This is a genomic window from Isoptericola sp. NPDC056618, assembly GCF_042792715.1.
In the GTDB taxonomy this organism is placed as follows: Bacteria; Actinomycetota; Actinomycetes; order Actinomycetales; family Cellulomonadaceae; genus Isoptericola; species Isoptericola nanjingensis.
Genome location: NZ_JBHTVZ010000017.1, coordinates 39,416 through 52,566, shown reverse-complemented (window position 1 = coordinate 52,566; position 13,151 = coordinate 39,416). Strand labels below are relative to the sequence as shown.

Genomic DNA, 13,151 nt, shown 5'->3' with positions numbered 1-13,151 from the left:
CTGCCGCGGCGCCACCGTACGACGCACGTCCCCACCTGCGGCGGAGCCGCGCCGCGTCGCCCAGCACCCGCCGAGCCGTGGCCCTGACAACTCGTGGGTGAGAATGGGCGCCGTGCCCGTCGTCCCCGCCCCGCTCCGCTCGACGCCGTCCGTCCCGGACACCGCGGACCCGCTCGTCGCGCGCACGGTCGCCTGGTTCGACGACGCCGCCCGGGACCTGCCGTGGCGGCGCCCGGACCGGACCCCGTGGGGCGTGCTCGTCAGCGAGGTGATGCTGCAGCAGACGCCGGTGGTCCGGGTCGAGCCGGTGTGGCGCGCGTGGCTGGAGCGGTGGCCGACGCCCGCCGCCCTCGCCTCGGCGCCCACGGCGGACGTGCTGCGCGCGTGGGACCGCCTCGGCTACCCGCGCCGCGCGCTGCGCCTGCAGCAGTGCGCGGCCGCGATCGTCGAGCGGCACGACGGCGAGGTCCCCGACGACGAGGACGCGCTGCGCGCCCTGCCCGGCATCGGCGAGTACACCGCGGCGGCCGTGCGCGCGTTCGCTTTCGGACGCCGCTCCGTCGTCGTCGACACCAACGTGCGTCGCGTCCTGGCCCGCACGCTGGGCGGCACCGCGCTCGGCGCGCCCTCCCCCACGGCCGCGGAGCGCGGGCTCGCCGCGGGCGTCGTGCCCGACGACGACGCGACCGCCGCGCGCTGGGCGGCCGCGTCGATGGAGCTCGGCGCCGTCGTGTGCACCGCCCGGGCGCCGCGCTGCGGCGCCTGTCCCGTCGCCGACCTGTGCGCCTGGCGCGCCGCCGGCCACCCGCCCGACGCAGACGCCCACCGTCGTCGCACACAGGCCTGGCACGGCACCGACCGCCAGGTGCGCGGCCGGGTCATGGCGGCGCTGCGGGCCGCCGTCGAGCCGGTGCCGCGCGCGCTGCTCGCCGACTCCGGCCTCGACCAGGGCCAGGTCGACCGTTGTCTCGGCGGCCTGGTCGAGGACGGCCTCGTCGAGCAGGACGACGCCGGGCGCTACCACCTGCCCGTCTAGCGCCACGTCGTGGGCGCTGGACGGGTGCGGGTCAGAGCTCGAGCAGCATCCGCGTGTTGCCGAGCGTGTTGGGCTTCACGCGCGCCAGGTCCAGGAACTCGGCGACGCCGTCGTCGTGGGAGCGCAGCAGCTCGGCGTACACCTCGGCGTCGACGGGCGTGCCGTCGATCTCGCGGAACCCGTGCGTGCGGAAGAAGCCCACCTCGAACGTCAGGCAGAACACCCGGCGCAGCCCGAGGCGCCGCGCCCGGTCGACGAGGCCCTCGACGAGGGCGTGCCCGACGCCGCGGCCGCGCCACGCCGGGTCGGCGGCGAGGGTGCGCACCTCCGCGAGGTCGTCCCACATGACGTGCAGCGCGCCGCACCCCACGACGCCCCCGTCGACGTCGGCGGCCACGAGGAACTCCTGCACGGCCTCGTAGTAGCCGACCATCTCCTTGGCCAGGAGGATGCGCCGCTCGGCGTACGGCTCCACGAGACGGCGCACGGCGCGCATGTCGGCCGGCATCGCGGAGCGGACGGCGAACGACGCGCCGTGGTCCTGGGGCCGGCGGTCCGCGGGCGGTTCCGGAAGCACGCCGTCACTCTACGAGCGTGATCCCCGCGCGGCGCGCGCGTCCCGGTGCACGGACGTTCACGGTTCCTCCACGAGCGCGGCGGCCGTGACCTCGTCGATCACGAGGTCGGTCACCACGCCCGCCGCGAGCGCCGCCCGCAGGGGCGCCACCTTGTTGTCGCCCGCGACGGCGCACAGCCGCCGCGGGATGCGGCGCAGCTCGGCGGGCGCGGGCCCGGTGGCGCGGGAGTTGAGGGAGATGTCGCGGTAGGTGCCGTCGGCGCGCACGAAGACGGTGCAGACGTCGCCCACGACCCTTTCGGCGTCCAGCACGGCCACGTCGTCGGGCTCCAGGTACCCGGCGGAGTACACGTGCGAGGGCACGCCCCCGGTGAGGGCCCCCACGGAGAACAGGGCGATGTCGGCGCGGCCCTGGACGTCGAGCACGCGGCGCACGGACCGCTCCCGCCACATCGCGGCCTTGGTCTCGGCGAAGTCGAAGAACGCCGGCACGGGGAAGTAGTGGACGGACGCGTCGAAGGCCGTGCCGAACCCCGAGATCAGGTCGCCCGCGTAGCTCATCCCCGAGGTGCGGGTGTTGGCGGCGCCGTTGAGCTGCACGACGGCGGACCCGCGGGTCGGCTTGTGGGGCAGGTGCTCCGTGATCGCGGCGAGGGTGGTGCCCCAGGCCACGCCGAGCACCATGTCGGAGTCGAACCAGCGCGCCAGGAGCCGCGCGGTGGTGATGGACACCTGCTGCAGGCGGTCGTCGTCGGTGGCGGAGTCCGAGACGGGCACCACGTACGCGTCGATGCCGTGCCGCTCGGCGATCTCCTGGCCGAGGCCGGGCGCCCGGGACGGGCCGGGTCGCAGCGTGATCTCGACGACGCCGGTGTCCCGCGCGCGCTTGATCAGCCGGGAGACGGTGGAGCGGGACGTGCGCAGGTGCCGCGCGATCGTCTCCATCTTCATGTCCTGCAGGTAGTACATCGTCGCGGCCATGACCACGTCGCGTTCCCGGTAGCTCGCCATGCCACCAGGATGCACCCGTGCACGTTCGTGCACCCAGGTTGCGCGGACGTGCTGGCGGTGCTGCTCTGGGAGCGTCGTCCCGATCGGAAGGAACCACGATGGCCTCCACCCGGCTCACCGCCGAGTCACGCACCCAGGCCCTCGCCGCGCTCAAGGGCTCGCAGACCCCCAGCGGCGAGCTCGACGTGCTCGTCGTCGGCGGCGGGGTCACCGGCGCCGGCATCGCGCTCGACGCCGCCACCCGCGGCCTGTCGACCGCGATCGTCGAGGCGCAGGACTGGGCGTCGGGCACGTCCAGCCGGAGCAGCAAGCTCGTGCACGGCGGGCTGCGCTACCTGCAGATGCTCGACTTCCACCTCGTCAAGGAGGCGCTCACCGAGCGCGACCTCCTGCTCAAGGACATCGCCCCGCACCTCGTCAAGCCCGTGCCCTTCCTGTACCCGCTGGAGCACCGGCTGTGGGAGCGCGCGTACGTGGGCGCCGGCATCGCGCTCTACGACACGCTCGCGTCCCTCGCCCCGGGGCGTCGCGCCATGCCGCTGCACCGGCACCTGTCGCGCCGCCGGATGTCGACGAAGTTCCCCGACCTCGCGCACGACGCCGCCATCGGCGCGGTGCAGTACTGGGACGCGTCGGTCGACGACGCCCGGCTGGTGTCCACGCTCGTGCGCACCGCCGTCAGCTACGGCGCGCACGCGGCGTCCCGCACCCAGGTCGTGGCGCTCACCAAGGGCGCCACCGGCGCGGTGAACGGCGCCGTCCTCACGGACCTCGAGAGCGGCGAGGAGATCACGGTCCGCGCCCGGCACGTCATCAACGCCACCGGCGTGTGGACGGAGGACACCGAGGCGCTCGCCGGCGACACCGGCGGCCTGCGGGTGCTGGCCTCCAAGGGCGTGCACATCGTCGTCCCGCGCGAGCGCATCAAGGGCACCGTCGGCCTGATCCTGCAGACCGAGAAGTCGGTGCTGTTCGTCATCCCGTGGTCCCGATACTGGGTGGTCGGCACGACGGACACCCCGTGGACCCAGGACCCGACCCACCCGGTCGCCACCGCGCAGGACATCGACTACATCCTCGACCACGCGAACGCCGTGCTGGCCCACCCGCTGTCCCGCGACGACATCATCGGCACCTACGCCGGCCTGCGCCCGCTGCTGCAGCCCGGCACCAAGGAGGGCACCAGCTCCGCCAAGGTGTCGCGCGAGCACACCGTCGCCAGCCCGGTGCCCGGCCTCACCGTCATCGCCGGCGGCAAGCTCACGACCTACCGCGTGATGGCGAAGGACGCCGTGGACTTCGCCATCGGCCAGCGCGCCACCGCGCTGCCGTCGATCACGCACCAGATCCCGCTGCTGGGCGCCGTCGGCCTGCAGGCCACCCGTCGCCTCGCCCGCACCTGGGCGGCGAAGTACGGGTGGAAGCCGCAGATGGTGGACCACCTGCTGCACCGCTACGGCTCGTCGCTGCGCCAGCTCGTCGACCTGTGCGAGCAGGACCCGTCGCTGGCCCGTCCGCTCGAGCACGCCCCCGCGTACCTGCGCGCCGAGATCCACTTCGGCGTCAGCCACGAGGGCGCGCTGCACCTCGAGGACCTGCTGCTGCACCGCACCCGCCTCGTGTACGAGGTCCTCGACCGCGGACTGGCAGCGCTGCCCGAGATCGCCGACATCGCGGCACCTCTGCTCGGCTGGGACGACGCGGCCAAGCAGGCCGAGATCGACGCCTACACCGCCCGCGCCCAGGCCGAGGACGCGGCGGAGCACGAGCCCGACGACGCCACCGCGGAGGCCGTACGCCTCCGCGCCACCGACGTCGCCGCCATGCAGCCCCTGCGGGGCTGACCCGACCCCGGCCGGACGTCCGGCCGGCCTCCCGCAGGGCGCTCCGCCCGACGCGGGCTCTCTCCGACCCGGAGAGGACAACGTGGTCCCTCAAGAGAAAGAGATCCGACGATGGACTCATTGATCATGCAGGCGTTCTGGTCCGAGATCCTCGGGACCGCGACGCTGATCCTGCTGGGCGCCGGCGTCGTCGCCAACGTGGTGCTCCCGAGATCCAAGGGCTTCGACGGCGGCTGGCTGCTCATCAACTTCGGGTGGGGCCTCGCGGTCTTCGCGGGTGTCTTCACCGCGTACAAGTCGGGCGCGCACCTCAACCCGGCCGTCACGATCGGGCTCTACGCCGCGCAGTCGCCGTTCGCGACGCTCACCGGGCCGGAGGGGCGGGTCACCGCCACGATCGAGCCGACCGTCGGCAACATGTTCATCTACTTCGCCGCGGAGATGATCGGCGCCATCATCGGCGCGGTGCTGGCCTACATCGTGTACAAGAAGCACTTCGACCAGGAGGCGCCCGGCGCCACCAAGCTCGCGGTGTTCTCGACCGGGCCGGAGCTGCGCTCCTACGGCTGGAACTTCATCACCGAGGTCATTGCGACCTTCGTGCTCGTGTTCTTCGTCGTCATCTCGGGCAAGACGCCGTCCGGGCTCGGGCCGCTCGCCGTCGCACTCATCGTGGTCGGCATCGGCGCCAGCCTCGGTGGCCCGACCGGGTACGCGATCAACCCCGCCCGAGACCTCGGGCCCCGCATCGCGCACGCGCTCCTGCCCATCAAGGGCAAGGGGTCCAGCGACTGGGCGTACTCCTGGGTGCCCGTCGCCGGCCCGCTCGTGGGCGGCGTGCTCGCCGGCCTCCTGGGTTCCGTCTACTCCTGATCCACCCCGCCGGCCGGGCCGCCCGGCCCGGCCGGCACCCCGCACCACCCACACCGACGTGAAGGGCAACCCCCATGGCTGACTACGTCCTCGCCATCGACCAGGGCACGACGAGCTCGCGTGCCATCGTCTTCGACCACTCCGGCCGGATCGTCTCCACCGGCCAGCTCGAGCACGACCAGATCTTCCCCAGGGCGGGCTGGGTCGAGCACAACGCCGAGCAGATCTGGAGCAACGTGCGCGAGGTCGTCGGGCTGGCGCTCACGCGCGGCAACCTGGCGCACACCGACCTCGCCGCCATCGGCATCACCAACCAGCGCGAGACCGCCGTCGTGTGGGACAAGAACACCGGCAAGCCGGTGTACAACGCGATCGTGTGGCAGGACACCCGCACGCAGGCGATCGTCGACGAGCTCGGCGGCTCCGAGGGCGCCGACAAGTACAAGTCGATCGTCGGCCTGCCGCTGGCGACCTACTTCTCCGGCCCCAAGGTGAAGTGGATCCTCGACAACGTCGAGGGCGCGCGCGAGGCCGCCGAGAAGGGCGACCTGCTGTTCGGCAACACCGACACCTGGGTGCTGTGGAACATGACCGGCGGGCCCGACGGCGGCGTGCACGTCACCGACGTCACCAACGCGTCGCGCACCATGCTGATGGACCTCGACACCCTGAGCTGGCGCGAGGACATCGCCGCCGACATGGGCATCCCGCTGTCGATGCTGCCCGAGATCCGCTCCTCCTCCGAGGTGTACGGGCAGGGCCGCCCCCGCGGCCTCGTGCCCGGCGTGCCGATCGCCGGCATCCTCGGCGACCAGCAGGCCGCCACGTTCGGCCAGGCGTGCTTCGAGACCGGCACCGCGAAGAACACCTACGGCACCGGCAACTTCATGCTCCTCAACACGGGCACGGAGAAGGTGCCGAGCAAGAACGGCCTGCTCACCACCGTCTGCTACAAGATCGGCGACGCCCCCCAGGTGTACGCCCTCGAGGGCTCCATCGCCGTCACCGGCTCCCTCATCCAGTGGCTGCGGGACAACCTGGGCATGTTCGAGGACGCCCCCGACGTGGAGTGGCTGGCCCGCAAGGTCGAGGACAACGGCGGCGCGTACTTCGTGCCAGCGTTCTCCGGCCTGTTCGCCCCGTACTGGCGCCCCGACGCCCGCGGCGCGCTCGTCGGCCTCACCCGGTACGTCAACCGCAACCACATCGCCCGCGCGGCGCTCGAGGCCGTGGCGTTCCAGACCCGCGAGGTCGTCGACGCCATGAAGAAGGACTCCGGCGTCGACCTCACCGAGCTCAAGGTCGACGGCGGCATGGTCCAGAACGAGCTGCTCATGCAGTTCCAGGCCGACCAGCTCGGCGTCGACGTCGTGCGGCCCAAGGTCGCCGAGACGACGGCGCTCGGCGCCGCCTACGCCGCCGGCATCGCGGTCGGGTTCTGGAAGGGCGAGGAGGACGTCACCGCGAACTGGGCGGAGGACAAGCGCTGGTCGCCGGCCATGGCCGAGGACGAGCGCGAGCGGCTCTACCGGTCGTGGAAGAAGGCGGTCACGAAGACCTTCGACTGGGTTGATGCGGACGTGCAGTAGCCCTTCGGCTCGCCGCCGCTGAGGGGACGGCATCGCTTCGCCCGGACGCGTTCACGGGCGCCAGGGCGCCCTCCACTTCGGGAGGGATACGTCCGGGCGAAGCGATGCCGTCCCCTCGGCTCTGCCCTCGTCCTCCGCGTGTGGGGGGCTGAGGGGCCTGGTGCTGTGCTCCGTCCGCGCCAGGCCGTGCCGGGGGAGGCTGCGTCAGGGGACGACGACGAGGGCCGAGGCGGCGAGCGTCAGGGCGAGGCCGAGGGCCTGGCGACGGGCGAGCCGTTCGTGCAGGAGCTTGAGGCCCACCAGGACCGGGACCACCGGGTAGAGCGCCGACAGGGTGACCGCCACCGCGACGAGCTCGGTCCGGGCGGCGAGCAGGTAGCAGACCAGGGCCGCGGCGGCCAGGACGCCGCTGGAGGCCGCCGCGAGGCGCAACGCCGGGGTGGGGGCGGGTCGCGGCTCTGCGGGCGGGCGCCGGAGCGCCAGGAGCGCGAGCGCCGCGACGCACCCGACCGCCGTCACCCGGCCCGCGGCCACCGGCCAGATGCCCGACCCGCCACCGGACTGGGCGAGCGCGAGGTACTGCACTCCGATGCCGACGCTCGCGGTCAGACCGTCGCGCACGGCCCGCGCGTCCCCCGCCGGCGCCCCTGGCCCGCCCCGTGCCACGAGCCAGAGCGCGGGCAGGGCCAGCAGCACGCCCGTCCACGTCCACGGCGCGGGTCGCTCCCCGAGGGCCAGCGCTGCCACGACGACCGGCAGGGCGAGGCCGCCCACGGCGCTCACGGGTACCACCAGGGACATGGCGCCCCGGCTCATCCCCCGGAACAGCGCGACCATCGCGACCCCGGTGCCGACCCCGGAGAGGCCGCCCCAGAGCAGGTCGGCCGACGTCGGCCCGGCTCCCCCCGCGAAGGGCGCCACGACGCCCGTCACGACGAGGCCGCCGACCTGGCCCCAGAGCGCGACCCGGACGAACGGCATCCGCCGCGAGACGATGCCGCCCACGACGTCCGACACCCCGTACAGGAGCGCCGACGCGAGCGCGAGCAGGGCGCCCACGGTCAGGGGGTCGCACGGGAGAGGTGGGGGCACACGGCCATCCCTCCTGCCTAGCGGCGACCCCCGGTGGTCGCACCCGCGCCGGGGCCGTGGCCCGTCAGGAACTCCCGCGCCGTGGCGAGCAGAAGGTCCCGCTCGCCGTCGACGCTGAAGTCGGGGTCGGTCGCGACCCGTTCGAGGAAGCCGCCGGAGAGCAGGGCGAGCCACGAGGCGATGCGCGCGGGCGGGAGGTCGGCGCGGACCTCCCCCGCCGCCTGACCGCGCTCGACCCACGGCAGCAGCAGGTCGCGCTGGGCCCGGTCGTCCGCGGCGAGCGCGTCGGCGACGGCGGGCAGGTGCATGACGCCGGCGACGGCGCGCACGAAGCCGGGGATGCGGGCGTCGGCGGCGTCGTCGGCCCACGAGCCCACGAGCTCGAGCAGGACGGCGAGCGGGTCGGTGCGACCCTCGAGGGCCGCCGCCTTCTCGACCGTCTCGGCGGTGCCGAGCTCGAGGATCGCCAGGACGAGCTCCGTCTTCGTGGCGAAGTAGTGGAAGAACGTCCCCGACCCGATCCCCGCCTCGCGGCAGATCGCCGCGGTCGTCGCGCCCTCGTAGCCGCGCTCGGCCAGCACCGTCAGCCCGGCCGCGACGATCTGCAGGCGGCGCGCCTCGTGGCGCTCCGGGTCAACCCTGCGCGCCACGGGCGTCCTTCATGGGCACGACGCCGAGCCGCCGCACCTGCAGCCGGTCCTCGCGGACGCGCGCGGCGAGCCCGTGGGCGGCGAGCGCCCCGTCGACCTCGGCGACGGCCGCGGCGTCCTTGCGCTCGGCGAGCCGCCGGCGCAGCAGGGCGTGCTCCTCGGCCGAGAACCCGGGCCGGCCGTCCATCCACCGCTCGTACGCGTGCTCGTGCGGGTCGGCGTCACGCCACGGCCAGCCGTGCGCCTCGAACGCGGCCTGGAGCTCGTCGCGCCGCAGCGTGTCCGCGTCCAGCCGTTCCCGCGGGGCGCCGGCCGCCCCGAGGAGGACGACGTACCGGGCGTCGCGGAAGACGTCGGCGACGTCGGTCCGCTCCACCCAGCCCTCCCGGTCGTCGGTGCGGTGCTCCAGGTGGTCGTCGGCGACCGTCAGCCGCAGCGCCTCCCCGACCGTGCTGAGCGCCAGGACGACGCCGGCGACGACGCCCAGCCCGCCGAGGATCGGCACCGACCACGCGAGGGGCAGTCCCGCGAGGAGCTCGACGGGGCCGAGGCTCGGCAGCGGGGTGCCCTCCAGGAACCCGTGCAGCCAGCGGGCGAGCGGCGGGAGCGCGAACCCCAGCACGACGCCGAGGGCGACGGTCGCGAGCAGCACGAGCGGCGGCACCCAGCGGGGCTGGCGCACCTCGGACGGGGTCAGGGTCGGCACGCCGACAATTGTTGGAGCATGTACTCCAATAATGCAACCCGGCCTACGCTGGGCCGGTGAGCAACGGCACCGTCACCTCGACGCGCGAGTACACGATCCCCGGCGTCCACGTCACCGACCGCACCCTCACGGTGCCGCTGGACTGGTCGCGCCCCGACGACGGGCGCACGATCTCCCTCTTCGTCCGCGAGCTCGTGGACCCCACGAGGCGCGCCGACGACCTGCCGCTGCTCGTCTTCCTCCAGGGCGGCCCGGGCGGCAAGGGTCCTCGCCCCACCGGCCCCGACGGCTGGGTGGGCGCGGCGCTCGAGCGGTTCCGCGTGGTGCTGCTCGACCAGCGCGGCACCGGCCGCTCGACGGCGGTCCGCGCTGGCGCGCTCACCGCGCTGGGGTCCGCCGAGGCCCAGGCCGAGCACCTGACCCGGTTTCGCGCCGACTCGATCGTCGCCGACGCCGAGCACGTGCGGAAGACCGTGTACGGCGCCCGGCGCTGGTCGACGCTCGGTCAGTCGTACGGCGGGTTCCTCACGCTCACGTACCTGTCGCGCGCCCCCGAGGGCGTGTCCGCGTCGTACGTCACGGGCGGGCTGGCGGGCCTCACCGCGAGCGCCGAGGACGTCTACCGGCGCACCCAGCCGCGCGTGGTCGCCAAGAACGCGCTCTGCCGCGAGCGGTACCCCGACGACGTCGACCGCGTGGCGCGCATCGCCGACCGGCTCGCCACGGGCGACGTCCGCCTGCCCGGCGGCGACGTGCTCACCGTCGAGCGGTTCCAGACCCTCGGCATGGCCTTCGGCATGGGCCCCGGCTTCGAGCGCGTGCACTGGATCGTGGACGAGGCCTTCGACGACGACGCGCCGGACGACCTGACCGACACCTTCCTCGCCGAGGTGGAGGCCGCCACGGGCTTCGCCACCAACCCGATGTACGCCGTCCTGCACGAGTCGATCTACGCGCAGTCCGGCACCGGCGCCACGGCATGGGCGGCGCAGCGGGTGCGCGACGACGACGCGTCGTTCGACGCCGACGCCCGGCCGCTGCTGTTCACGGGCGAGATGATCTACCCCTGGATGTTCGAGCAGGTCTCGGCGCTGCGCCCGTTCCGCGCCGCCGCCGAGGCGCTGGCCGCGCGCACCGGCTGGGACGACCTGTACGACCTCGACGTCCTCGCCCGCAACGAGGTGCCGCTCGAGGCCGCCGTCTACCACGACGACATGTTCGTCGACGCCGGGCTCTCGCTGGAGACGGCGGCCCACGTCGGGAACGCTCGCACCTGGGTGACCAACGAGTTCGAGCACGACGGCCTGCGCCTGGGCGACGTCTTCCCCCGGCTCCTCGCCCGCATGGACGCCCGCGGGGGCGCGCGCCCGTGACCGCGCCGGCCGGGCGGCGGCGCGCCTCTCAGGTCGCCGCCGTCCAGGCCTTCCCGGGCCAGTACGCCCACTCCTCGAAGTCCGCGACGCGACCGTCGGGGGCGAAGCGCAGCACCCACAGGTCGCGGTACTCCTGCTCCCGGGGCGCGGTGTAGCCCACCTCGACCCGGACGACGGCGACGTCGCCCTCGACGGCGAGCGGCTCGGCCGCCATCGTGAACGCCGAGTCCTGGTCGACGGTCCAGAACCCGCGGATCGCGTCGTGGCCCACGAGCTCCTCGGGGTCGTAGGGCGAACGCGCGTACCGCGCGTCCGGCGTGAACAGGCGCGCGACGGCGTCGGCGTCGCTCTCGCGCCATGCCTGCTCGTACCCCGCGACCCAGCTCCGTACCGACTCCCGGTCCACCATCCGTGCAGTATGACGGCGGACGGCGCGCCACACCCGTTCGGGACGTCGCTGCAGGTGAGGGCCGGTTCTCGCTACCGTGCTGGGCGTCGAAACCCTCACGACCAGGAGCTGATCGCGATGACCCACGACTCCCCCGCCCCCGACCTCCCCGTGCTCGAGACCGACGTCCTCGTCGTCGGCACCGGGCCCGCGGGCGCCTCGGCGGCCCTCTTCCTCGCAACCTACGGCACGCGCGTCGTGGTGGTGACCAAGTACGGCCGCCTCGCCGACAGCCCCCGCGCGCACATCACCAACCAGCGCACGATGGAGGCGCTGCGCGACATGGGGCTCGAGGACGCGCTGCTGCGCGAGGCGACGCCGTGGGACTCGATGGGCAACACGACGTTCTGCACGAGCCTGACGGGCGAGGAGCTCGGGCGCATCCCCTCCTGGGGCACCGACACGGCGCGCCGCGCCCGGTACGAGCTGCAGAGCCCGAGCCCGATGGTCGACGCGCCGCAGACCATCACCGAGCCGATCCTCGTGCAGGCGGCGCAGGAGCGCGGGGCGACCGTGCGCTTCGACACCGAGTACGTCGACCACGTGCAGGACGCCGACGGCGTCACCACCACCGTCCGCGACCGGCTCACCGGGGCGACCTACAGGGTGCGCTCGCGCTACCTCGTCGGTGCCGACGGGGCGCGGAGCAGGGTGGCGGAGCACCTGGACCTGCCCTACGAGGGCCCGGGGGCCGTGGGCGGGTCGCTGAGCATCGTGTTCGAGGCCGACCTCTCCCGCTTCGTCGCCCATCGGCCGTCGGTCCTCTACTGGATGCTGCAGCCGGGCGCGGAGCGCGAGGGCGTGGGGCTCGGCGTGCTGCGCATGATCAAGCCCTGGACCGAGTGGATGGTCATGTGGGGCTACGAGGTCGCCGCCGGCCCGCCGGAGCTCACCGACGAGTTCGTGCGCGAGCTCGCCGTGAACCTCGTGGGCACCGACGACTTCGAGATGCGCGTGAGGTCCGCGTCCCCGTGGACCGTGAACCACCACTACGCCACGACCCTGGCGAGGGGTCGCGTCTTCTGCGTGGGCGACGCCGTCCACCGGCACCCTCCGACGAACGGCCTGGGCTCGAACACGTCGATCCAGGACTCCTACAACCTCGCCTGGAAGCTCGCCCACGTCCTCGCCGGGACGGCGGACCCGGCGCTGCTGGACTCCTACGACGCCGAGCGGGCCCCGGTCGCGCGGCAGATCGTCGAGCGCGCCAACCAGAGCATCGCCGACACGGGCCGCATCCTCGCCGCGCTGGAGCTCGAGGACACGAGCGACCCCGCGCGGCTCGAGGCCCAGCTCGAGCTCCGCAAGGCGCCGGGCGCGGACGGCGAGCGGGTGCGCGCCGCCCTGCGCGAGGCCATCGCCTTCAAGCAGTACGAGTTCGACGCGCACGGGGTGGAGCACAACCACCGGTACGCCTCGGGCGCGGTCCTGCCGGACGGCACGCCGGAGCCGGAGTTCGCACTCGACCCCGAGCTGTACGCCCAGCCCACCACGTGGCCGGGCGCCCGGATCCCGCACACCTGGGTGACCGTCGACGGCGTCAAGGCGTCGACCCTCGACCTCGTCGGGCAGGGGCGGTTCACCGTCGTCACCGGGATCGGCGGGGAGGCGTGGGTCGACGCGGCCGGGGAGCTCGGCGAGGAGCTCGGGCTGGACCTCACGACCGTCGCGATCGGCCCCGGCCGGGACGTCGAGGACCCCTACGGGACGTGGGCGGACCTGCGGGAGATCGAGGACTCCGGGGTGCTGCTCGTCCGCCCGGACCTGCACGTCGCGGCCCGCCGGGCGAGTGCTCCCGCCACGGCGGCCGAGGCGCGGGAGTGGCTCGCGGACGCCCTGTCCGCCGTGCTCGGCCGCGGCCCCTCCGCGACGCCCGACGAGCCCGCCGCCGAGGCGGTGCTGGCCGGCGTGTGACCTGACCGTGAGCCGTCCCGCCGCCCTCGGCCGTCGAG

12 protein-coding genes are annotated in these 13,151 nt (G+C 74.1%); 6 read left to right on the top strand and 6 right to left on the bottom strand.

Going from position 1 to position 13,151, the window contains the following annotated elements:
• Positions 1-103: 103 nt before the first annotated feature.
• On the top strand, positions 104-1,036 hold the full coding sequence (locus ACFQ8T_RS17350) for an A/G-specific adenine glycosylase (RefSeq protein ID WP_430547729.1): 933 nt from the start codon (positions 104-106) through the stop codon (positions 1,034-1,036).
• A 31-nt stretch (positions 1,037-1,067) separates the two neighbouring features.
• Here the strand turns inward: ACFQ8T_RS17350 and ACFQ8T_RS17345 are convergent, their stop codons facing one another.
• Both ACFQ8T_RS17345 and ACFQ8T_RS17340 read right to left on the bottom strand, forming a co-directional pair.
• Positions 1,068-1,613: an amino-acid N-acetyltransferase gene (locus ACFQ8T_RS17345; protein WP_429764994.1), complete on the bottom strand. Its 546-nt coding sequence runs from the start codon at positions 1,611-1,613 to the stop codon at positions 1,068-1,070.
• 57 nt (positions 1,614-1,670) lie between these two features.
• Positions 1,671-2,624 (bottom strand): sugar-binding transcriptional regulator, encoded by a 954-nt coding sequence (locus tag ACFQ8T_RS17340; RefSeq protein ID WP_430547728.1) that lies wholly within the window; start codon positions 2,622-2,624, stop codon positions 1,671-1,673.
• Between the two features lie 98 nt (positions 2,625-2,722).
• On the opposite strand from ACFQ8T_RS17340, the gene ACFQ8T_RS17335 reads away from it, so the two are divergent.
• From ACFQ8T_RS17335 to glpK, 3 genes are all read left to right on the top strand, one after another.
• Positions 2,723-4,468 carry a glycerol-3-phosphate dehydrogenase/oxidase gene (locus tag ACFQ8T_RS17335; protein ID WP_430547727.1) on the top strand — a complete coding sequence of 582 codons (1,746 nt, stop codon included), beginning with the start codon at positions 2,723-2,725 and terminating at the stop codon, positions 4,466-4,468.
• A 111-nt stretch (positions 4,469-4,579) separates the two neighbouring features.
• Positions 4,580-5,341 carry an MIP/aquaporin family protein gene (locus tag ACFQ8T_RS17330; protein ID WP_430547726.1) on the top strand — a complete coding sequence of 254 codons (762 nt, stop codon included), beginning with the start codon at positions 4,580-4,582 and terminating at the stop codon, positions 5,339-5,341.
• 74 nt (positions 5,342-5,415) lie between these two features.
• On the top strand, positions 5,416-6,930 hold the full coding sequence (gene glpK, locus ACFQ8T_RS17325) for a glycerol kinase GlpK (protein ID WP_430547725.1): 1,515 nt from the start codon (positions 5,416-5,418) through the stop codon (positions 6,928-6,930).
• A gap of 204 nt (positions 6,931-7,134) precedes the next feature.
• On the opposite strand, the gene ACFQ8T_RS17320 is transcribed toward glpK, so the two are convergent.
• Genes ACFQ8T_RS17320 through ACFQ8T_RS17310 form a run of 3 tightly spaced genes read right to left on the bottom strand, consistent with a single transcriptional unit; the run spans position 7,135 to position 9,378 of the window.
• Complete coding sequence (locus ACFQ8T_RS17320) at positions 7,135-8,022, bottom strand: EamA family transporter (RefSeq protein WP_430547724.1); 888 nt, start codon at positions 8,020-8,022, stop codon at positions 7,135-7,137.
• A 17-nt stretch (positions 8,023-8,039) separates the two neighbouring features.
• Positions 8,040-8,672 (bottom strand): TetR/AcrR family transcriptional regulator, encoded by a 633-nt coding sequence (locus tag ACFQ8T_RS17315; RefSeq protein ID WP_430547723.1) that lies wholly within the window; start codon positions 8,670-8,672, stop codon positions 8,040-8,042.
• Positions 8,656-9,378 carry a hypothetical protein gene (locus tag ACFQ8T_RS17310; protein ID WP_430547722.1) on the bottom strand — a complete coding sequence of 241 codons (723 nt, stop codon included), beginning with the start codon at positions 9,376-9,378 and terminating at the stop codon, positions 8,656-8,658. The genes ACFQ8T_RS17315 and ACFQ8T_RS17310 overlap by 17 nt, the downstream gene beginning before the upstream one ends.
• Positions 9,379-9,434: 56 nt before the next feature.
• On the opposite strand from ACFQ8T_RS17310, the gene ACFQ8T_RS17305 reads away from it, so the two are divergent.
• On the top strand, positions 9,435-10,751 hold the full coding sequence (locus tag ACFQ8T_RS17305; protein ID WP_430547721.1) for an alpha/beta fold hydrolase: 1,317 nt from the start codon (positions 9,435-9,437) through the stop codon (positions 10,749-10,751).
• A gap of 28 nt (positions 10,752-10,779) precedes the next feature.
• Here the strand turns inward: ACFQ8T_RS17305 and ACFQ8T_RS17300 are convergent, their stop codons facing one another.
• The gene (locus tag ACFQ8T_RS17300; protein WP_430547720.1) at positions 10,780-11,160 is read right to left on the bottom strand and encodes a YybH family protein; all 381 of its coding nucleotides are present in this window, start codon (positions 11,158-11,160) and stop codon (positions 10,780-10,782) included.
• Between the two features lie 117 nt (positions 11,161-11,277).
• Between ACFQ8T_RS17300 and ACFQ8T_RS17295 the strand changes: the two genes are divergently transcribed.
• Positions 11,278-13,113, top strand: coding sequence for an FAD-dependent oxidoreductase (locus ACFQ8T_RS17295; RefSeq protein WP_430547719.1), 1,836 nt, complete (start codon positions 11,278-11,280; stop codon positions 13,111-13,113).
• Positions 13,114-13,151: the final 38 nt, after the last annotated feature.

What these genes read in the sequence shown, in the direction of transcription:
- ACFQ8T_RS17350 (WP_430547729.1), top strand. Translation starts at nt 104, where the DNA reads ATGGGCGCCGTGCCCGTCGTCCCCGCCCCGCTCCGCTCGACGCCGTCC.
- ACFQ8T_RS17340 (WP_430547728.1), bottom strand. Translation starts at nt 2,624, where the DNA reads ATGGCGAGCTACCGGGAACGCGACGTGGTCATGGCCGCGACGATGTAC.
- ACFQ8T_RS17335 (WP_430547727.1), top strand. Translation starts at nt 2,723, where the DNA reads ATGGCCTCCACCCGGCTCACCGCCGAGTCACGCACCCAGGCCCTCGCC.
- ACFQ8T_RS17330 (WP_430547726.1), top strand. Translation starts at nt 4,580, where the DNA reads ATGGACTCATTGATCATGCAGGCGTTCTGGTCCGAGATCCTCGGGACC.
- glpK (WP_430547725.1), top strand. Translation starts at nt 5,416, where the DNA reads ATGGCTGACTACGTCCTCGCCATCGACCAGGGCACGACGAGCTCGCGT.
- ACFQ8T_RS17300 (WP_430547720.1), bottom strand. Translation starts at nt 11,160, where the DNA reads ATGGTGGACCGGGAGTCGGTACGGAGCTGGGTCGCGGGGTACGAGCAG.
- ACFQ8T_RS17295 (WP_430547719.1), top strand. Translation starts at nt 11,278, where the DNA reads ATGACCCACGACTCCCCCGCCCCCGACCTCCCCGTGCTCGAGACCGAC.